Source organism: Aquimarina sp. 433, assembly GCF_054054605.1.
Genome location: NZ_JBSWZK010000009.1, coordinates 232,844 through 251,995 on the forward strand (window position 1 = coordinate 232,844; position 19,152 = coordinate 251,995).

General features: G+C 33.3%; 19 protein-coding genes. 13 read left to right on the plus strand and 6 right to left on the minus strand.

The features are described 5' to 3' along the window. Positions 1–56: 56 nt before the first annotated feature. From ACWNT5_RS18460 to ACWNT5_RS18470, 3 genes are read right to left on the minus strand one after another with little or no spacing between them, the layout of a single operon-like run. Complete coding sequence (locus tag ACWNT5_RS18460) at positions 57–782, minus strand: Dph6-related ATP pyrophosphatase (RefSeq protein WP_299601162.1); 726 nt, start codon at positions 780–782, stop codon at positions 57–59. Further along, positions 783–1,196 carry a type II 3-dehydroquinate dehydratase gene (gene aroQ / locus ACWNT5_RS18465; RefSeq protein ID WP_299601161.1) on the minus strand — a complete coding sequence of 138 codons (414 nt, stop codon included), beginning with the start codon at positions 1,194–1,196 and terminating at the stop codon, positions 783–785. Continuing rightward, positions 1,193–1,831, minus strand: a complete 639-nt coding sequence (locus tag ACWNT5_RS18470) for a porin family protein (RefSeq protein WP_299601160.1) — start codon at positions 1,829–1,831, stop codon at positions 1,193–1,195. The genes aroQ and ACWNT5_RS18470 overlap by 4 nt, the downstream gene beginning before the upstream one ends. A gap of 285 nt (positions 1,832–2,116) precedes the next feature. Between ACWNT5_RS18470 and ACWNT5_RS18475 the strand changes: the two genes are divergently transcribed. The 5 genes from ACWNT5_RS18475 to ACWNT5_RS18495 all read left to right on the plus strand — a co-directional run bounded on the left by ACWNT5_RS18475 (position 2,117) and on the right by ACWNT5_RS18495 (position 6,288). Beyond that, complete coding sequence (locus tag ACWNT5_RS18475; RefSeq protein WP_299601158.1) at positions 2,117–2,677, plus strand: porin family protein; 561 nt, start codon at positions 2,117–2,119, stop codon at positions 2,675–2,677. 207 nt (positions 2,678–2,884) lie between these two features. Then, complete coding sequence (locus ACWNT5_RS18480) at positions 2,885–3,418, plus strand: hypothetical protein (RefSeq protein WP_456518207.1); 534 nt, start codon at positions 2,885–2,887, stop codon at positions 3,416–3,418. Between the two features lie 72 nt (positions 3,419–3,490). Continuing rightward, a complete protein-coding gene (gene xerD / locus ACWNT5_RS18485) occupies positions 3,491–4,387 on the plus strand; it encodes a site-specific tyrosine recombinase XerD (protein ID WP_299897047.1) in 897 nt (298 codons plus the stop codon). 1 nt (position 4,388) lies between these two features. Continuing rightward, positions 4,389–5,348, plus strand: coding sequence for a hypothetical protein (locus tag ACWNT5_RS18490; RefSeq protein WP_456518208.1), 960 nt, complete (start codon positions 4,389–4,391; stop codon positions 5,346–5,348). Next, on the plus strand, positions 5,338–6,288 hold the full coding sequence (locus ACWNT5_RS18495; protein WP_456518209.1) for a leucine-rich repeat domain-containing protein: 951 nt from the start codon (positions 5,338–5,340) through the stop codon (positions 6,286–6,288). The genes ACWNT5_RS18490 and ACWNT5_RS18495 overlap by 11 nt, the downstream gene beginning before the upstream one ends. A gap of 51 nt (positions 6,289–6,339) precedes the next feature. On the opposite strand, the gene ACWNT5_RS18500 is transcribed toward ACWNT5_RS18495, so the two are convergent. Both ACWNT5_RS18500 and ACWNT5_RS18505 read right to left on the minus strand, forming a co-directional pair. After that, positions 6,340–7,209 carry an anti-sigma factor gene (locus ACWNT5_RS18500; RefSeq protein ID WP_299601144.1) on the minus strand — a complete coding sequence of 290 codons (870 nt, stop codon included), beginning with the start codon at positions 7,207–7,209 and terminating at the stop codon, positions 6,340–6,342. A gap of 113 nt (positions 7,210–7,322) precedes the next feature. Beyond that, complete coding sequence (locus tag ACWNT5_RS18505; RefSeq protein ID WP_456518210.1) at positions 7,323–8,873, minus strand: NAD(P)H-hydrate dehydratase; 1,551 nt, start codon at positions 8,871–8,873, stop codon at positions 7,323–7,325. A gap of 402 nt (positions 8,874–9,275) precedes the next feature. Here ACWNT5_RS18505 and thrA point away from each other — a divergent pair, with 402 nt between their 5' ends. From thrA to thrC, 4 genes are read left to right on the plus strand one after another with little or no spacing between them, the layout of a single operon-like run. Beyond that, on the plus strand, positions 9,276–11,720 hold the full coding sequence (thrA, locus tag ACWNT5_RS18510; RefSeq protein WP_456518211.1) for a bifunctional aspartate kinase/homoserine dehydrogenase I: 2,445 nt from the start codon (positions 9,276–9,278) through the stop codon (positions 11,718–11,720). Between the two features lie 3 nt (positions 11,721–11,723). Beyond that, a complete protein-coding gene (locus ACWNT5_RS18515) occupies positions 11,724–12,659 on the plus strand; it encodes a homoserine kinase (protein ID WP_456518212.1) in 936 nt (311 codons plus the stop codon). Between the two features lies 1 nt (position 12,660). Beyond that, positions 12,661–13,026 (plus strand): RidA family protein, encoded by a 366-nt coding sequence (locus ACWNT5_RS18520; protein ID WP_456518213.1) that lies wholly within the window; start codon positions 12,661–12,663, stop codon positions 13,024–13,026. A gap of 15 nt (positions 13,027–13,041) precedes the next feature. Beyond that, positions 13,042–14,331 (plus strand): threonine synthase, encoded by a 1,290-nt coding sequence (gene thrC, locus ACWNT5_RS18525; RefSeq protein WP_456518214.1) that lies wholly within the window; start codon positions 13,042–13,044, stop codon positions 14,329–14,331. Positions 14,332–14,390: 59 nt separating this feature from the next. Here thrC and ACWNT5_RS18530 read toward each other — a convergent pair whose 3' ends face one another. Beyond that, positions 14,391–15,284 (minus strand): M28 family metallopeptidase, encoded by an 894-nt coding sequence (locus tag ACWNT5_RS18530; RefSeq protein ID WP_299601133.1) that lies wholly within the window; start codon positions 15,282–15,284, stop codon positions 14,391–14,393. A 109-nt stretch (positions 15,285–15,393) separates the two neighbouring features. Here ACWNT5_RS18530 and ACWNT5_RS18535 point away from each other — a divergent pair, with 109 nt between their 5' ends. The 4 genes from ACWNT5_RS18535 (at position 15,394) to ACWNT5_RS18550 (ending at position 19,142) form a co-directional block, all read left to right on the plus strand. After that, positions 15,394–15,984: a hypothetical protein gene (locus tag ACWNT5_RS18535; RefSeq protein WP_299601131.1), complete on the plus strand. Its 591-nt coding sequence runs from the start codon at positions 15,394–15,396 to the stop codon at positions 15,982–15,984. A gap of 88 nt (positions 15,985–16,072) precedes the next feature. Continuing rightward, positions 16,073–17,104 carry a glutathione synthase gene (gene gshB, locus ACWNT5_RS18540; RefSeq protein ID WP_299601128.1) on the plus strand — a complete coding sequence of 344 codons (1,032 nt, stop codon included), beginning with the start codon at positions 16,073–16,075 and terminating at the stop codon, positions 17,102–17,104. After that, positions 17,097–17,933, plus strand: coding sequence for an N-formylglutamate amidohydrolase (locus ACWNT5_RS18545; RefSeq protein ID WP_299601125.1), 837 nt, complete (start codon positions 17,097–17,099; stop codon positions 17,931–17,933). Before gshB ends, ACWNT5_RS18545 begins: the two co-directional genes overlap by 8 nt. Before the next feature lie 51 nt (positions 17,934–17,984). Beyond that, positions 17,985–19,142, plus strand: coding sequence for a flavohemoglobin expression-modulating QEGLA motif protein (locus ACWNT5_RS18550; RefSeq protein WP_299601122.1), 1,158 nt, complete (start codon positions 17,985–17,987; stop codon positions 19,140–19,142). The last annotated feature ends 10 nt before the right edge of the window (positions 19,143–19,152 follow it).

A 19,152-nucleotide genomic window follows, 5' to 3' on the forward strand; every position in this document is an offset into this window, starting at 1 on the left:
ACTTAATAATACAAAAACAAGCACCTTATCTTTTTCGATAAGGTGTTTTTTATTATTTATACAGGGACTAAATCACAATACCAAAAAGAGGTATCCCAACTTTTACCATCACGATCCGTATAACAATTGTCATCATCATCCGAAGGCTTATAATTTCGTAAGACCTTCTCTCCTATTTCAAAATTGATAGGCTTTTCAAAAATCGGTCCATCAAAAACAAACGTATGAAATTCACCATTTTCGCCACATGGATCTACGTTTTCTGGTAAATCCCTTAAAAAGTCTCGATTCAGTTCTCTTCCACAGAAGGATTCATCCAGATAATTAGCATTTACACAGACCGTAATCGCCCTAAAACCAAGATCTATAAATTCTTCTAACAACACTTTAGTATCCCTCTTCCAAATAGGAAAAACACCTTGTATACCAACAGTTTGTAATTGGTTTTCTCTATATGCTTTTAGATCTTCCAAGAAAATATCTCCAAAACAGCAATGAGTATAACCAGAATTCTTTAGCTTATTGACTTCTGTATGCATAATCTCATCATACAAACTCATAGATACTTCAGCCGGAAATTCAATTTTGTGTAGTGGGATGTTAAGACTTTTAGCTTGTTGTTCCAATAAAGACACTCTTAATCCATGCATAGATACTCGACCGTAGTCCTTATTAACTGTAGTTACCAAAGTAGAAATATCATATTCTTCTTGTTGTAGTATATAATACAATGCCAAAGAAGAATCTTTTCCGCTGCTCCAATTAAAATATGTCTTATGCACTTATAAAAAACTTTGAATAGCTAATACATAGCTTTGTAAGCCGAAACCAAGAATAACACCTTTGGCGTTAGGAGATATATATGATTGATGCCTAAACTCCTCTCTTCCGAAAGTATTAGATATATGAACTTCTACAACTGGCACAGCAACTGCTTTTATAGCATCTCCAATGCCTATAGAAGTATGTGTATATGCACCTGCATTTAAGATTACTCCATCAAAAGTATCATCTGCTTCCTGAATCTTCGTAATCAATTCCCCTTCAATATTAGACTGGTAGTATACTAATTCTATATCCTTAAATTTTTCTTGCAGAGTTCCAAAAAACTCTTCAAAAGATTGATTTCCATATATACCAGGCTCTCGTTTTCCTAACAGATTTAAATTAGGCCCGTTCAAAATTAAAATTCTCATTCGTACGCTTCTCGTATTACTCTTCTATTATTTTTTGTTTTAAATAAATACCCTACAGATAACTGCGCTATAGAATTTCTATTAGTAACATCTATAATTCCTGGATCATTGATATTCGTTAAACCAAGATTATATCGCAATTGAAAAAACAGACCACTTTCCAATTTGTAGCCAGCACCAAAAGCCCAACTAATATCCAGATCTCTAAAAGAATCAAAAAACGGATCATTATCGGCTACATCATCATTTCCTATAGTCGTTAATAAAGAAAACTGTGGCCCCGTTTCTAAACTAATGTTATCAGTGATATAAAATTTAGAAATTATGGGTAAAGAAATATAATTTAAACTTATCGTTTGCTCTACTCCTGCTACATCTGTTTTATATCCTTGTGCAGAATATAACAGTTCTCCCTGAATATAAAACTTACTTGATATAGGATATTCTACTACGGCACCAAGATGTATTCGTACTCTCCCACTTACATCATCCGCATCTCCAAGGATACTACTATAGTTTACACCTCCTTTAAAACCTGCACGAGCATATAATGGATCTTCATCCGAAATCTTTTGAGCACTCACCATTGAAATACTCAAAATTGCAACTACAAAAACAATAATCCTTTTCTTCATATTATTAAAATAGGTTAATACTCAAAAGTAACTTTATTTTTTGTAAACCTATTCAAGTAATTTAAAAACTATAAGAGTAAATGGTTTCAATAATCCAATATTTACAACATTCCTATTCTAAAGTGTGACCAAAGAAAATTAGAGAATGTTAAATATTTATCATGATTATCTGATTATAAACATCTTAAAAATAACAGCAAAAAAATGTCTGAAATTTTCAAAAAAACAGAGTAACAAAACAACCTATAGTGTCACTAATGGGATATAAACAAATAAACAAACAATATGAAAAAAATGATTTTAACTGCTATTGCAGTGTTCACATTAAGCTTTATCAATGCACAGGATAACGAGCAAACTTCTAAGGGGAAATTCCTTGTGGAAGGGAATACCAATTTTGGAGGAATTGAATTTATAGGAATATCTAATGGTAATGCTGCAAATACAGGGTTTTCATTCTATAGTTTTGAAGATGAAGGACCTTCAGGGTTTAATATTGGAGCTGAAGCTGGTTATTTTATTATTGATAATTTAGCGCTAAAACTTGGTCTAGGCTTTGGATCTTTTAAACCAAATAACGACTCTGATAGTAGTACCTCATTTAGCTACAAAATTGGTGCAAAGTATTATATTATAAGTAAAATACCTGTTCAGGTAGATTTTACAGGTGCAAGTATAGAAGATGCTGAAGACAATCCATCATTTATAGGATTACAAGGTGGTTACGCTTTATTTTTAGGAGATCATATAAGTGTTGAGCCTGGTTTGAGATATAATTTATCAACCGATGATGAAATATATTCAAGCTTCTTGCAGTTAAATGTTGGTTTTGCTCTGCACTTTTAATAAAAATCAAATACCAGCAAGTAATAATCCATTTCTGAAATAGGAATGGTTTTTCTTTTTTTGGTCCATCCACATCCATAAAATCTATACATTATTTAAAATCCCCAATTTCAGGGAAACAATTGTTTAAAATCTACCTGAAAACAGTGACTATTTTCTTTTTACACTCTTCTAATTTTGACTTCGAATTTTAAACAAACAATTATCATGAAAAAACTATTATTAACAGTTGTTGCTGTACTTTCGTTTACTTTTATTTACGCTCAAGATGGTGAGCAAACCGCTAAAGGAAAATGGCTTATCGAAGCAAATACAAATTTTGGAGCTGCTCATACAGCCAACACTGGAATTCAATTCACTTCTTTCTCGGATGATGCTGGTTCCATTTTTAACATTGGTCTAGAAGGAGGATATTTTATTATGGATAATCTGGCATTAAAGGCTGGACTTGGGTATGGATCTATAAAAGCTAATTCTGATGCCGATGCTGTAGACAGATTTAGTTATAAAATTGGTGCTAAATATTATATCATTGGATCTATACCAGTACAGGTAGATTATAGTGGTGTAAGTACAGATGCAGATGAAGATCCTTCGTTTTTAGGAGTGCAAGGAGGATATGCTTTCTTTATAGGAGATAACGTTAGCATAGAACCTGGATTACGATATAATGTAAGTTTAAATGATGATTTCTTTACAGATGCTTTTCAATTAAACATAGGATTCGCGATACATTTATAAAAAACATTACCCCTTAAACCTATTAAACCATCTTGATTAGATCAGGATGGTTTTTCTTTTTATATTAGACCAATGAAATGGAGTCACGCGATAAAAGATTACGAACATTACCTGCGTATAGAAAGAGGACTTTCAGACAACTCTATTATTAACTATAGTTTAGATATTCAGAGACTAATCAAATATTTAGAGTCGCAGGATATTAAGACCGGTCCGCTCTCCATAGAAAAAGAAATACTACAACAATTTATTTACGAAACTGCTAAACTAGTAAATGCTCGTTCTCAGGCACGTCTGATTTCTGGATTAAAAAGTTTCTTTAATTATTTATTATTCGAAGATTATCGTGAAACCAATCCGATGGATCTTATCGAGGCTCCCAAAATAGGAAGAAAGTTACCTGATACACTATCGTTAGAAGAAATTGACCTTATTATTTCCAAAGTAGATTTAAGTAAAGCTGAAGGTGAACGTAACAGAGCTATTATAGAAACTCTTTATGGCTGTGGACTACGTGTTAGTGAGCTGATCAATCTAAAACTATCGGATCTTTTTTTTGAAGAAGGTTTTATTAATGTTACGGGAAAAGGTGACAAACAAAGATTTGTTCCTATTGGAGATATTACCAAGAAATACATCAACATTTATAAAGATGAGATTAGGAATCACCTTAACATTCAATCTGGTCATGAAGACACTTTATTTCTAAATCGTAGAGGAAGACAATTAACAAGGGCTATGATTTTTACGATTGTAAAACGTCTTGTGGAAAAAGCGGGAATTCAGAAGAATATTAGTCCTCATACTTTTAGACATTCATTTGCTACACATCTATTAGAAAATGGAGCCGATTTAAGAGCCATACAATTAATGCTTGGACATGAGAGCATTACAACAACAGAAATTTATATGCATGTCGATCGAAGCCACTTAAGCGAAGTAATGAACACTTATCACCCAAGAAGATAATATGGTACTTAATTACTTAAGATACTCGCTGATTTTAACAACTCTCTTAGGTGGCTGTTCCATATATTCTCAAAGACTTAGTGCAGATGGTGGTATTATCCTCAAAGCGGAAATTACTATCGGCAATCAAAACCAATGGTTAAAATTAGGGGCTTCTGGTTTTGGTACGCTTAATTATGGTGATATCTCTGTAGAAAGTGGATTATCATTTCTCTCCTATCAATTCTTTAAACGACATACTGTCAAAACCTCTGGATTTGCCTATTCCTATGAATTCTTTGCATTAGCAGGAATTGGTAAAAATAGTAACCTTCTTGGATCTACAGTTTCGAATGTAAATACCACTATAATTTATAATCCAAAAGGAGAAGGTGGCTTTCAGGGATTAGGTTTTGGATTTAGTAAAGATTATTTACCAGAAAAACTAAAGTCTTATGGACTCAGACGAGGTGCATTTTTAATGAGATTTAGCAACGCCAGTCACAATATTCATCTCTCCTTTCAAAACGATTTTAGTATTGGATTGTTCAAAGGTTCAGGAACAGACTACGGCGTAACAGGATCTTTAGATATTGGTTTTACAAATATTAGAGATGTCGAAACTGTACAAAAATTTGGTTTTGGTATTGATTTATTTACCGCAAGGCCTAATTATAGTATTGCCCCAAGAAACCCTATTAATTCAGATGATGGAAGAAAAAACGTTTGGTTTACCTTACCTCCTTTCAAAGAATTATTCTATGGCAACTTATATGGCTATGCTACGCATCAAGAGAGTGATTATAATGTACACGCTAAAATGGGAATTAATAGTCAAAAAGCAGGAGCTTACATTCAGAACATATTGCATGATGGGTTAGGACTAAACCCAAGATTTCCTTGGCAAGTAGCTACTAAAGACAAGATTTTCATCGAAGCTTCTGGAAATATATTTCTTAAAACCACTACGAATGAGAAATAATATCAGATATATATTCTTAAGTATATTAATATGTTTATGCACTGGCTGTTCTACGTATACCACATTTTATAGTAAAACTCACAAAGAAGTAGTTGGAGAAAACATTTCTAAAATTCATCGATTAGACTTAAGCAATCAAAATCTAACACAACTACCGGCAAATATTGAGCATATCAAAGATTTACGAATGATCAATCTAAGTAATAATCCAGATTTAGATCTAAGCAATACATTTGAACGTTTATCAATCCATACTAATCTAGAGGTACTAATCTTAGATAGTTTGGATATTAATATAATTCCAGAGTCTATTTCTCAATTCAAAAATTTAAAACAAATTTCTTTGGCGCATAACACAGGTTTATTACTTGAGGTAACTCTTTCTAGACTTTCGGAATTACCAATTGAATTTCTAAATCTGGCAAATAACAATCTTACGGTACTTCCAGAAAATATCATAAATATTACAACACTAAAAGACTTAAATTTATCGTATAACAATATGAAAGACCCTAAAACCTATAACTTATTAGGGCAATTACCCAAATTGTATTCTTTATGGATTGATCACAACGAATTAGAAACTTTACCTGCTACTATTGGTAATCTCAAACAAATTCGATTTCTATATATAGATCACAATAATTTAGCCTATATGCCCGATTCGATGATCGATATGAAAAAATTATGGGTGATACATGCAGGATATAATAAGTTTAAGAAACTTCCAACCGTCTTTGCAAAAATGAAAGTATTGTTAATGGTTCATATTAATAATAATGAGATTACAACAATTCCTAAAATCTATGAAACAGAAAAATATCCATTAGCTGGATTACTTTTAGACAACAATGCATTTTCCAAGGAAGAAGTTGAGCGTGCAAAACAGATTTTTAATGGTTTTTTCCTTCTCTCTTTTGAACAAAAAGTATATAAATAAAAAAACTCCCATAATAGGGAGTTTTTCTATTTATAATAAGAAACTATATTATTAATTAGGTCTTGTTACTGTTCCAAATGGTCCAGTTCCGTTAGGTCCTAATGTATTTAATGCTGGCGCTAAATCCTGACCTGCAGTACCTGTTAAAGGCTTAAAGAAAAACGGTTCAGCCTGATCATAATCTGGATTTGGCTCAACAGAAATTACCACTTGCTTACCTCTTACATCTCCATCCTGTGGAAATGTTAGTGGTGATGGAGCATTATTAATAAAGTCTTCACCTGGGAAGTCTGGAGCTGTTTGATTCCCGCTATATGGAGAAGCATCATCTACACCAGATAAACTAGAAAAAGTACCTGTAGAAACAGGAACATTATTAATAACTACCCATCCTTCATATTTCCAACCTTGTTGGAGTGTCGGTAAATTTAAACCAGCAACTGGAGAACCTCCATTAGGATTCATAAACCAGATTCCGTTTTGATCGTTATCCGGGTCAGTATCCGTTGGACTAGCCATTACAAACTCACCAGAAACAGATGTGAAATCACCTATAACATTAGTTACTCTTACTTCTGCAGTAGTCCCATTGAAATTACCACTCAATATTTTGGTATCAGATGGTCCTGGATCAGTATCATTTGGTGGTTCAACAGATAGCACGAAAGAAGTAGCATCTTCTAGTTGACTTGCAATAGCAACAAAATTTTGAGTATTTGCAGTACTAGTAAATTTTCCAGTTGATATTGGATTTCCGTCTACTATGATCCATCCTTCATAGGTAGCACCATTAGTTAAGGTTTCCAATCCTACCACTTCCATAGTCAATGTTGCCACTGGTGGTCCATCATCACTTGAGCAGGAAACTCCTAATACTCCTAAGGCAATTGCAGCAATTGCCATCATCTTTTTTTTCATCATTTTTTGCTTTTTTAATTTAATTTTTGACAGTATGGATATCATTATTCAAAGTAACTACAAAAAGTCAATAAAATTGTACGTTTTTAACGTTATTTTTTGACGTTAAACTAGGATTATGATGATGTTTGCGATCCCTGAGGTGGAATTTGTTGTGGCTTTTTAAACAATTCTAAATAGGATTTTCCTATATGAGCTACAATATCACTCGCTAACAAACCTTGATATCCAGTACTTTGCACAACCAAGTCTCCCGACATTCCGTGTAAATACACTCCAAATACCGCTGCATGTAGAGGATCATAGCCTTGTGCCGACAATCCTGTGATAATTCCTGTAAGTACATCACCACTACCCGCAGTTGCCATGCCCGGATTTCCCGAAGTATTCACATAAATTTGGTCTTGATAAATAATCAAACTATTCGCTCCTTTTACTACAACAATAGCATCGTATTTCTTAGAGAATTCTTTTACTTTATGAATTTTATCAAAATCATCTTTCCAATCTCCTATTAATCTCTTTAATTCTCCTGGATGAGGAGTTAGTATTGTTTTAGGTGGTAAGTATTCCAAAAGCTCTTGTTTTTTGGATAATATATTGATCGCATCGGCATCGATAACTAAATTACTTTTATTTTCCTTCAGTAATGCTTCAAAGCCGTTGATAGTTTTCTCTCCGGTTCCTAGACCAATACCAATACCTATAGCTGTTGGTTCAAAATCAATATCTATATTGGATATATAATCATCTTCTTCGTCAGTAATTACCATAGCTTCGGGAACTGACGTTTGTAAAATCTCGTATCCACACTCTGGAATATATGCAGTAGCCAATCCTGCTCCTATTCGTAGGGAAGATTCGGTAGCTAAAACTACACTTCCCATTTTCCCATAACTACCTCCTATAATAAGACAATGACCATAGTCTCCTTTGTGCGCAAATTTATGTCTTGGTCGATATAGAGAAAGTACTTCATTTTTTCCAATCAAATCAGCAAAACCAGGTGTCTGAGCAATAAACTCTCTACTTAATCCAATATCAATTACCTCTAAATCCTGAGAATACTGGCCAGTTTCTGGTAGGAAAAAAACAAGTTTTGGCAGTTGAAAAGTAACTGTTGTAGATGCATAAATAACACCTTCCTTATCTTCTGGAGCTTTATCAGCATATAATCCAGAAGGCACATCTATGGATAGTGTAAAACTTCTTGCAGCATTAATATGCTTGATTAGATTGATAACCCAAGGAACTATGGGTCTATTTAATCCAATACCAAAAATAGCATCTATGACCATATCTTGTGGACTAATAGTAGGAAAATCTTCCTCAGACTTAATTTGGGTTGGCCATTCAGAAGCTATTTCTTTTAATCTATCATAATTGACCAAAAAGTTTTTAGATCTTTTATCACTAAAATTTACGATATAGGTTTTAACATGATACCCATGTTCTACTAATAATCTAGAAATCACTAATCCATCTCCTCCATTGTTTCCTATTCCACAAAAGACATGAATAGGAATTGGTGCTCCTTGTAGTCTTTGGTGTAATACGTTAAAAATTTGAGTGGATGCTCTCTCCATCAAATCTAAAGAGGTAATGTTTTGGGTCTGGATGGTTATTTCATCTGCTTTTCGCATTTGATCAGCGGAAAATATCTTCACAAGCTTTAATTTTAATTAATTAACTAGAAATATTAGGTACTAACGTAAACAACCTTTTACTATTCTTTTTTAAGAATGCCTTAACGAATCAGGTGATAAATTAGAGTATTAATAAAAGTTTATGATTAGCACCTATTTTATTTTGTTCAAAAGTAAAAAATTATACTTTTGAACTTAAATATAAAGCAAACTAATGTTTAGTACGGTTTCAATCTCGGTTTTACTTTTCGCGTTAGGAACAACAGCGGTGATCGCTTATACTTCATTTTCTCGTACTGCTACGATTATTACCCTTAGGGGTTAATTCATTTATATAACTTTAGAAATCAAGTAGGTAGTTTATTTTACGTAAAGAAACTATCGAAAAAGCTTTATCAATTCATCTTTTATAAATACCATATTATGAACGTTCTAAAATTTGGAGGTTCTTCTGTTGCAAATGCAGCGACTATAGAAAAAGTAATTACAATCATTGAAAAACAATCTGAAAATCAACCTTTATACGTTGTGGTTTCAGCATTGGGAGGTATTACAGATCTTTTAATTCAAGCTGGTAAAGAGGCTTCTTCCAACAATGAAAAATATAAAAATACATTAGCTATCGTAGAAACAAGACATCTGGATGTTATTAAAGAATTAATTCCTGTTGTTTCTCAAAGTGCTATTATCAGTAAAGTAAAATCCGAACTAAATAAACTAGAATCCTTATGTGAAGGTGTATTCTTGTTAAGTGAATTATCCCCAAAAACCGAATCCGTGATCACTAGCTTTGGTGAAATGTTATCATCTTTTATCATTTCAGAAGCTGCTAAGGTAAGAGAATTGGATATTGTTCTAAAAGATTCAAGAGACTATATAATTACGACTGAAGCCTCTAAGGTAACTATCGATTACGAAGAGACAAACTTCAGAATAAAGAGATATGTGCAGGATAACAAACACCAAATTAGTTTATTTCCTGGCTTTGTAGCTAGAACTTCTGATGGAGAACCTACTACTTTGGGAAGAGGTGGTTCAGATTTTACAGCTGCAATTTTGGCTGCAGCCGTACAGGCCGAAAAATTACAGATTTGGACCGATGTTAGTGGAATGTACACCGCAAATCCGAAACTGGTAAAACAAGCGAAACCTGTTGCCCATATTTCATATCAGGAAGCTATGGAGTTATCTCATTTTGGTGCTAAAGTTATTTATCCACCAACTATTCACCCAGTTTTGGATAAGAACATCCCAATTGTAATAAAAAACACTTTTCAACCTGAGGATAAAGGTACCCTAATAACTAGAGAAGTTACAAATAGAGCAAAACCTGTTACGGGAATAAGTCATATTGATGATATTTCTATTATTTCTTTAGAAGGAAGTGGAATGGTCGGAATTCCAGGATTTTCTAAACGTCTATTCGAAGCTCTGTTTTTAGAAAACATCAACGTTATACTTATTACCCAAGCTTCTTCTGAGCATTCTATCTGTCTAGCCGTAGAGTCTGTAGATGCTGAAAGAGCCAAAACGGTACTTGACGCTACTTTCGAATTTGAAATTACCAAGCACAAAGTAGACCCTGTTAAAATTGAAAACGATACAGCAATTGTTGCGCTTGTTGGAGATAATATGTATCATCATCAAGGTTTGAGTGGGAAAATGTTTAGTACTCTCGGAAAAAATAACGTGAATATTCGTGCCATAGCGCAAGGTGCATCAGAAAAAAATATATCTGTTGTTATCGGAAAAAAAGATATCAAAAAAGCACTAAATATCTTACATGAACGATTCTTTGAAGTAAAAACAAAACAATTAAACCTTTTTATAACAGGAGTTGGAAACGTAGGTAGTAAACTATTATCACAATTAGAACAACAAAAAAGCTACTTAAAAGACAAATTAAGATTAAAAATTAGGGTTGTTGGAATTTCAAACTCCAGGACAATGGTTTTTGATGAACAAGGAATAAAGTTAAACTCTTGGCAAGAAAAATTAGCAGAAGGAGAAAAAGCCAACTCAGAAAAATTCTTCGAAACTGCGAAGGAAATGAACATTCGTAATTCCATTTTTGTAGATAACACCGCCAACCCAGATATTGCAAAGGTTTATAAACATTATCTAGCCGAAAGTATGGCTGTGGTAACCTGTAATAAAATTGCTTGTGCCGATGAATATGTGAATTACGCTGAATTGAAAGAATTATCACGAAAATTTAGTGCTTCTTTCCTATATGAAACTAATGTTGGTGCTGGTTTACCGATTATCGATACACTAAACAATCTCATTGCTTCTGGTGATCATGTACATAAAATCCAAGCAGTTTTATCAGGTAGTCTTAATTTTGTGTTTAACAATTACAAAGAAGGAACTAACTTTTATGACATTGTAAAACAAGCGCAACAAGAAGGATATACAGAACCAGATCCTAAAATTGACCTAAGCGGTGTAGATGTGGCCAGAAAAATCTTGATTTTAGCACGTGAAAGTGGACAAATAATGGAGCTTGAGGACATTGAAAAAGAAGCATTTTTACCAAAAGAGAGTCTGGAAACATCCTCTGTAGAAGATTTCTTCGAAACATTAAAAACTAACGAAGAACATTTCGCAAAAATTCTTGATGACGCTAATCAAAAGGATTGTAGGCTAAAATATGTTGCCCAATATGAAGATGGGAAAGCAAAAGTAGGGCTGCAACACATTCCAGCAGATCATCCATTTTATAATTTAGAAGGAAGCGATAATATTGTTCTTTTCTACACAGATCGTTATCCAGTGCAACCCCTCATTGTTAAAGGTGCAGGTGCAGGTGCAGAAGTTACTGCTTCTGGTATATTTGCCGATATAATTAGAATTGGTAAAAAGTAAACTATGCAATCACAAACAAAACGTATAAAAGTATTTGCACCAGCGACAGTAGCTAATTTGTCCTGTGGTTTTGATGTTCTGGGTTGTTGCTTAGATACAGTTGGTGATGAAATGATTGTATCATTATCCTCCGAACCAGGTGTTAGAATCACTAAAATAGAAGGTGCTGATTTACCTTTAGAAACCAATAAAAATGTAGCTGGTGTTGCTGTGAAAGCATTACTTGAAACGTATGAAAAGAATATTGGTGTTGATATAGAAATATACAAAAACATCAAAGCAGGAAGTGGTATCGGAAGTAGTGCTGCTAGTAGTGCTGGTGCTGTTTGGGCTGTTAATTATCTTCTCGATAATCCATTTTCTCCTTATAAATTAGTGGAGTTTGCGATGGAAGGAGAAAAATTAGCAAGTGGTAATGCTCATGCTGATAACGTTGCTCCTGCTCTTTTAGGAGGATTTACATTAGTAAGAAGTTACGATCCCTTAGATGTTATAAAACTTCATACACCCAAAGATTTAGTAATGACCGTAATACATCCACAAATAGAGGTAAAAACTTCGGATGCCAGATCTGTCATCAAGCAAAAAGTAACACTAAAGCAAGCTATTCATCAATGGGGTAACGTAGGAGGACTAGTTTCTGGACTATTTACAGAAGATTACGATTTAATTGGACGTAGTTTGGAAGACGTAATTATAGAGCCTATGCGCTCTATCCTGATTCCAGAATTTAACAACGTAAAAAATGCTGCAATTCAGAATGGCGCACTAGGATGCGGTATTTCTGGATCTGGACCATCAATATTTGCTTTAAGCAAAGGAATGGATACCGCAAAAAAAGTAGCTGATGCCATCAGAGAGGTATATGCAACGACAGGATTGGATTTTGATATTCATATATCCAAAATAAATAGTGCCGGAATTAAAATATTAGAGTAAAATGCAAGAAGTAAAAAAAATAGCAACTGGATCTCCATGGGAAGATATTGTAGGATATTCCAGAGCGATTAAAATAGGAAAAATCATTGAAGTTTCAGGAACTACTGCTCCAGGTGCAAATGAATATGAACAAACAGTCGCTATTATCGAGGCCGTAAAAAAAGTGTTGTCACAGTTAGACGCTGATTTGTCTAATGTAATACGAACTAGAATCTATTGCACTGATATTACCAAATGGGAAGATATCGGAAAAGCACATGGAGAATATTTTGGAGATATAAAACCGGTTACTGCCATGGTGGAAGTATCAAAATTAATCGACCCTAATATTTTGGTAGAGATAGAGTTTTCTGCTTTACTTAATTAAATAAATAGCATATTCATGCAGTATTATAGTTTACATCATAACGCCCCAAAAGTTTCTTTTTCTGAGGCTGTTATAAAAGGATTAGCTCCGGATAAAGGATTATATTTTCCAGAAACCATTACTCCTCTACCCGATTCCTTTTTTGAAAATATTGAGACCCTAGATGAAGTGGAAATAGGGTATCAAACTATCAAACAATTTGTTGGGGATGAAATTCCTGAAACTGAACTAAGAGAGATTCTAAAAGATGTTCTAAGTTTTGAATTTCCAGTGGTTGATATTTCTGAAAACATCGGTACATTGGAGCTTTTTCATGGTCCTACAATGGCTTTTAAAGATGTTGGAGCACGGTTTATGGCCAGATGCTTGGGATATTTTAATAAGAATAATGAAAATAAAGTTACTGTTTTAGTAGCTACATCTGGTGATACTGGTGGTGCTGTAGCACAAGGGTTTTTAGGTGTAAAAGGTGTTGACGTTGTTATTCTCTATCCATCAGGAAAAGTTAGTGACATACAGGAAAGACAATTAACTACTCTAGGTCAAAATATAACCGCACTAGAAGTTGATGGTGTTTTTGATGATTGTCAGGATATGGTTAAAAAGGCATTTCTGGATACCAGTATTACGGATCATATGCAATTGACTTCAGCTAACTCTATTAATATAGCAAGGTGGTTACCACAATTATTCTATTTCGTTTTTGCTTACAAACAATTAAAATCCAAAGGTAAAGATATTGTGTTTTCTGTACCTAGTGGTAATTTTGGAAACATCTGTGCTGGTATTGTAGCAAGTAAATTAGGCCTTCCTGTGAAACATTTTGTTGCATCTACAAATGTAAATGATACTGTTGTGCGCTATATGGATACAGAGAAATACGAGCCTACTGCCTCTAAAGCTACAATCTCCAATGCCATGGACGTGGGAAATCCAAGTAATTTCATTAGGATACAACAATTATTCAATAATAATTTCAACTCGCTTAAAAATGATTTTTCTGCTTATAGCTTTGATGATTCCTTAACCAAGGAAGCCATGAAAGAAATCTATAAAAAGTCTAATTATATAGCAGATCCTCATGGAGCTGTTGGTTATTTAGGGCTTAAATCCTATGGCCTTAATGAGAATGAATATGGTATTTTTCTAGAAACCGCGCATCCTGTTAAGTTTTTAGACATTGTAGAAAACACATTAGATCTCAATGTTGAGATACCAAAACAAATCCAAAAAGTACTGAATAAAGAAAAAGTAAGTATTAAAACGAATGATTATAGTAAACTAAAAGAGTTCCTTCTTAGCTAAGGAACTCTTCTGTATATTATGAAATTATTCGGTTCTTTAAATTTCGTGCACTAAAAATATTAGTAGATTTTTTTAGCAAACGATTTCATCACTTTGTACACAATGTACGATGTTGATGCTAAATATTTAAAGTTTACTGTAGTGTACTTATCCTCTGCCTGACGAACATAAGGAGAATTATCACCATTCATTAACTCTGCAGTAATTGTAATCGTTTCATACCCTAACTTAGAAAAAATCTTTGATTCCGGTGTAGATACTCTTCTTTTAAAAACAGGTACTCCCGATTCCAATCTGTATGCAGATTCTAAACTGATATTAGAGGACAATAATTCTATTGCTCTATCTTCGTCATTATCCCATCCTACATAATCGGCTCGGTGCATAGAGGTTACATTATACTTGTCTTCTTTTAGTTTCTTCACAAACATTCTGCAACCAATCATATTTGTTTCTTGCTGGTCGAAGAATACGACGATAAAATTAACCTTTCTTTCTTCCAATTTAGCAATCTCTCTGGCTACATATAAGGCAAGAGCAACTCCAGTAGCATTATGAACAGCTCCAGGACTTCCTTTTGCGGTATCATAATGCGCGGTTAGTACGACATACTCGTCACTACCATTGGTAGCTGGAATTTCTGTATATATATTAGTGCCATTATATGAATTACCTTTCTTATCCTGTACATTATAAGCATTCTTTAAAGGTTTTAATCCAATACCTTTAAGGTAATCAGACAAATAATCAGCTGTAATTCGTCTCTCAGATGGGGTAGCTCGACTAGAAAGTTTCTTTTTTCCTTTTATCGGTTCATGTCCTGTTAATTTCCCTACAATATCTTTCTGAACATTAATAATTGCAGCTTCTTCCTGATCTGTTAGGGCTTGTGCCATAGAAATTTGTGCACAAAAAATAAATAATAGTAATATTTTAAACGTATATAACTTCATTTTTTGTTTTTTGTATTCTTAATTTTTTCCTTCCTTTTAACAAATTTATAAAAATCAATAAATATTTTTACAATTAGTATTTTTATTCCCTAAAATAATTGTTTTTAATATGACTTTTTCAAAAATCATACCATTTTTTATACTATTATTGTTTGTAATCATCGGATGTACAGACAGTAATACCCCTTCTAACCCACTTATGGCGCCTGATAACTGGAGAAAGGAAACAATAGAATTTCCGTTATCGTTTGCACCTTCACTTACTTATAAAGGTACTGAATATGTGCGATTTGCACCAGGCTGGGGGAAAAAAGATGCAGAGGATTACTTTACATATGCATTTTTGTGGTATTTAGATGAAGTTCCAACGCTATCCAGTAAGATTTTGGAATCTGAATTAGAAACATATTTTAATGGTTTAATGGGAGTGGTTTCTGGATCCGAAGACGCAACTACTTCTTCAATTCCAACATCTAAAGCTTTTTTCGAAAAACTCGATGAAACATCGTATGCGGGTAAAGTAATAACATATGATGCTTTTACAACAAAAAAAGAAGTTACTCTAAATGTTGTAGCAAAATATTCAGCTTGTCCTGAACTGGAGAAACATCTGGTATTATTTAAATTTTCTCCTAAAAAAGTAGATCATCCTGTTTGGTCTAAATTAGAAAACATCCAAATAGACTTAGATTGTAAATAATACGGAGATCTTTTATAAAATTATACGTCTTTTTAAATCATCTAAGCATAAATTTTACTATTTTTCTTTTCTAAAATTTTTATAACTCATGAACGTTTGTTTTCTAATGTATCCTTGGGAGGAAATTAACCCTGAAAAGGATACCAGTCTTACGTTAATTCACGAATTCGCAAAGCGAAAACATGGGGTAGCTATGGCTACGCCTTCTAATTTAACCATCAGAGATAGTGTAACATATTCTTTTTGTAAAGTATTAAATAGACAAGAAAAGATATCATCCTCAATGAAGTCTTTTTACACCAAAGCTACCTTTAGAGATGAAATGCTGCCTTTGGCGGGCTTTGATGTTATTATTTTGAGAAGTAACCCTCCTCTAGATATGATTATGCTTAATTTTTTGGATTCCATTAAGGATGATGTCTTTATCATGAACGATATTGATGGTATCAGAAGATCTAATAACAAGCTCTATACAGCGGCTTTTGATGATATAGATACTCATTTTATTCCAAAAACTCATGTTACAAAAAATAAGGATTACTTAATTAAGATGATCAAGGAATCCCCAAACGATAAAATGATTCTTAAACCTCTTAATGGTTTTGGTGGTTCGGGTGTGATCTTAATAGAAAAAAGAGCCATGAGTAGTATTCGGTCCTTGCTAGATTTTTATATTGATAACAAGGATGGTACGACAAATTATGTAATTCTACAGGACTATATTGAAGGAGCAGATCAAGGCGATGTTAGAATATTAATTCTCAATGGAAAACCTATTGGTGCTATGAGAAGAGTGCCTGCAGAAGACGATCATCGATCTAATGTTACCGCTGGTGGGTCTGTTGTAAAACATTCACTAACCAAACAGGAAAAAGAATTATGTAGACTCATAGGGCCGAAACTGGTAAAAGACGGTTTGTACTTTGTTGGTATCGATGTAATTAACGGAATGCTGGTAGAAGTTAATGTAATGAGTCCAGGCGGTATTACTTATATCAATAAAAAATATAAGGTTAGATTACAGGAAAAAGTCGTTGATTTTATTGAAGATAAGGTCGTACAACGAGTAAATCGATTTGATAGAAAAGCCAAACTAAGAAAAACTGTTGATGATGCTTAGATTGTCTGTCTCAGAGATCATTTCTAGAATAAAAGCGGAAGAACCTTTTCATGCAGTAACAGAAGATTATTCTTTTACGATAAAAATAGATTCTTACGCCTATTATATCTGTGCTGCAGTTCATGATGGACATCAATTTAGAAAAGAACTTTGGGAGAATTGTATTCATACAGAATATGAACGTTGGTATGAAGAAGATCCTGCTACAAAGCAAATGATAGCAACTCATCCGATTGTTATAGCTGGATGTGATTCTAGATTTGAGTATGATTTAAATAGAGATCCCGAAAATGCTATTTATGAAGACGCTTGGGGTAAACAACTATGGAAAGAGCCATTATCCATAAAAGAAAAAGATATTTCTTTACGAAAACATCAAAATTTCTATTCAGTAGTACACGAACTTGTTCATAAAATTGAGTCAAAATATGGTGCTGCTATAGTGTATGATATGCACTCTTACAATTGGAAACGTTGGGATCGCGAAGTTCCTATTGTAAATTTAGGAACTAAAAATATTGATAACGAGCGTTTTGGTTCATTTGCCTCTTCTTGGTGTAATAGTCTATCAAATATTAAATTACCTTACCATACCCAAACTACTGCAGCGATAAATGATACTTTCCAGGGAAATGGTTACTTCCTGAAATATATCACTCATCATTTCAATAACACCTTAGTATTAGCGACAGAATTTTCTAAAATTTATTGTGATGAAATAGCATATGTACTATATCCAGAAGTAGTACAATCTATTGAAAAAGAACTCCAAGTAAGGATTCCGGAGCACGCCGCCTCATTTTATAAAAGCTTTATTGACCTAAAGTAGTGTATCTCACAACTTAATCTATTATTTTTGCATTCTAGTTAAAAACAAGATATGATAGGAGATGTTGTCGACACCTATACAGATTTATTCAAAATTGATCAAAATCTGGATCGATTAGTAAAGAATATTGAACTTCTTAACTACCTTAATCCTTTAAATATAGAGCAAGAAAAGAAAAGTTTTTTTGCTTGTAAATACCGCTTTAATCCTAGCTTTAACTATCGGAAAATAAAATTTGATCCATATCGATTGCAAAGATTATTTTTTAGTCAACGACTAGAGAGAATTGAAGACGATGAAATTCGTAAACTTTTTCAGGATATTATTTATGAATATTCTGGATTGATTCAGTGTATAGAGACGATAGGTAGCGGAAAAAACTTCTATTATAATTCGTTAAAGGTATTTGGTACTCCTAAAGAACGTGATGTAGAAAACGCAAGATTTATTCTTCATTTTGAAGATGAAGATCCAGATGAATCCATGCAAAAAAAGCATTCTGCCACTGATGCAGAGAAATACTTCAGAAAGTTCTCAGAAAGATATGATTTTGACTTTACTATTAAAAAGTCTACAAACATCTCTGCCTCTGCTATGGTATTAAATGCATCGGAAACCCTATTATTAAAGAAAAACTACCAGTTTAGTGATAATGAACTTCAGGTACTAGCCAATCACGAAATTGGTGTTCATATGGTAACTACGTTTAACGGTAAAAGTCAACCGTTAAAAATATTTTCTAACGGTTTTGTAAATAATACAGAAACACAAGAAGGATTGGCTGTTTTTAGCGAATATATGTCTGGATGTCTTACACTAAAGCGTATGAAAGAATTAGCCTATCGTGTAATCGCAGCAGATAGTTTAATCAAAGGATATGACTTTAAAGATACATTTGATTTACTTTATAGTCAATACAAATTAGATCGTGAAGCGGCATGGCAAATCACATTACGAGCTCATAGGGGTGGTGGATTTACCAAAGACTACTTATACCTCACGGGACTTAAAAAGATATACGATTATTATCATAATAATGAAGACATCAGTCTTCTATTAACGGGTAAAGTAACCTTAGAAAACAAACAACATATCAGCAAGTTACAAGATTTAGGATTAGCAAACAGAGGTACGCATATTACCGATTCCTTTGCCAAAAATCTAAATACTAATAAAAAGCTGGATTTTATACTGAGCAACTTAAAATAAATTATACAGT

Coding starts and splice junctions, on each gene's coding strand:
- ACWNT5_RS18545 (WP_299601125.1), top strand. CDS start 17,097: ATGCTTAGATTGTCTGTCTCAGAGATCATTTCTAGAATAAAAGCGGAA.
- ACWNT5_RS18495 (WP_456518209.1), top strand. CDS start 5,338: ATGAGAAATAATATCAGATATATATTCTTAAGTATATTAATATGTTTA.
- ACWNT5_RS18500 (WP_299601144.1), bottom strand. CDS start 7,209: ATGATGAAAAAAAAGATGATGGCAATTGCTGCAATTGCCTTAGGAGTA.
- ACWNT5_RS18520 (WP_456518213.1), top strand. CDS start 12,661: ATGCAAGAAGTAAAAAAAATAGCAACTGGATCTCCATGGGAAGATATT.
- gshB (WP_299601128.1), top strand. CDS start 16,073: ATGAACGTTTGTTTTCTAATGTATCCTTGGGAGGAAATTAACCCTGAA.
- xerD (WP_299897047.1), top strand. CDS start 3,491: ATGAAATGGAGTCACGCGATAAAAGATTACGAACATTACCTGCGTATA.
- ACWNT5_RS18530 (WP_299601133.1), bottom strand. CDS start 15,284: ATGAAGTTATATACGTTTAAAATATTACTATTATTTATTTTTTGTGCA.
- ACWNT5_RS18475 (WP_299601158.1), top strand. CDS start 2,117: ATGAAAAAAATGATTTTAACTGCTATTGCAGTGTTCACATTAAGCTTT.
- ACWNT5_RS18515 (WP_456518212.1), top strand. CDS start 11,724: ATGCAATCACAAACAAAACGTATAAAAGTATTTGCACCAGCGACAGTA.
- thrC (WP_456518214.1), top strand. CDS start 13,042: ATGCAGTATTATAGTTTACATCATAACGCCCCAAAAGTTTCTTTTTCT.
- ACWNT5_RS18550 (WP_299601122.1), top strand. CDS start 17,985: ATGATAGGAGATGTTGTCGACACCTATACAGATTTATTCAAAATTGAT.
- thrA (WP_456518211.1), top strand. CDS start 9,276: ATGAACGTTCTAAAATTTGGAGGTTCTTCTGTTGCAAATGCAGCGACT.
- aroQ (WP_299601161.1), bottom strand. CDS start 1,196: ATGAGAATTTTAATTTTGAACGGGCCTAATTTAAATCTGTTAGGAAAA.
- ACWNT5_RS18535 (WP_299601131.1), top strand. CDS start 15,394: ATGACTTTTTCAAAAATCATACCATTTTTTATACTATTATTGTTTGTA.
- ACWNT5_RS18480 (WP_456518207.1), top strand. CDS start 2,885: ATGAAAAAACTATTATTAACAGTTGTTGCTGTACTTTCGTTTACTTTT.
- ACWNT5_RS18470 (WP_299601160.1), bottom strand. CDS start 1,831: ATGAAGAAAAGGATTATTGTTTTTGTAGTTGCAATTTTGAGTATTTCA.
- ACWNT5_RS18490 (WP_456518208.1), top strand. CDS start 4,389: ATGGTACTTAATTACTTAAGATACTCGCTGATTTTAACAACTCTCTTA.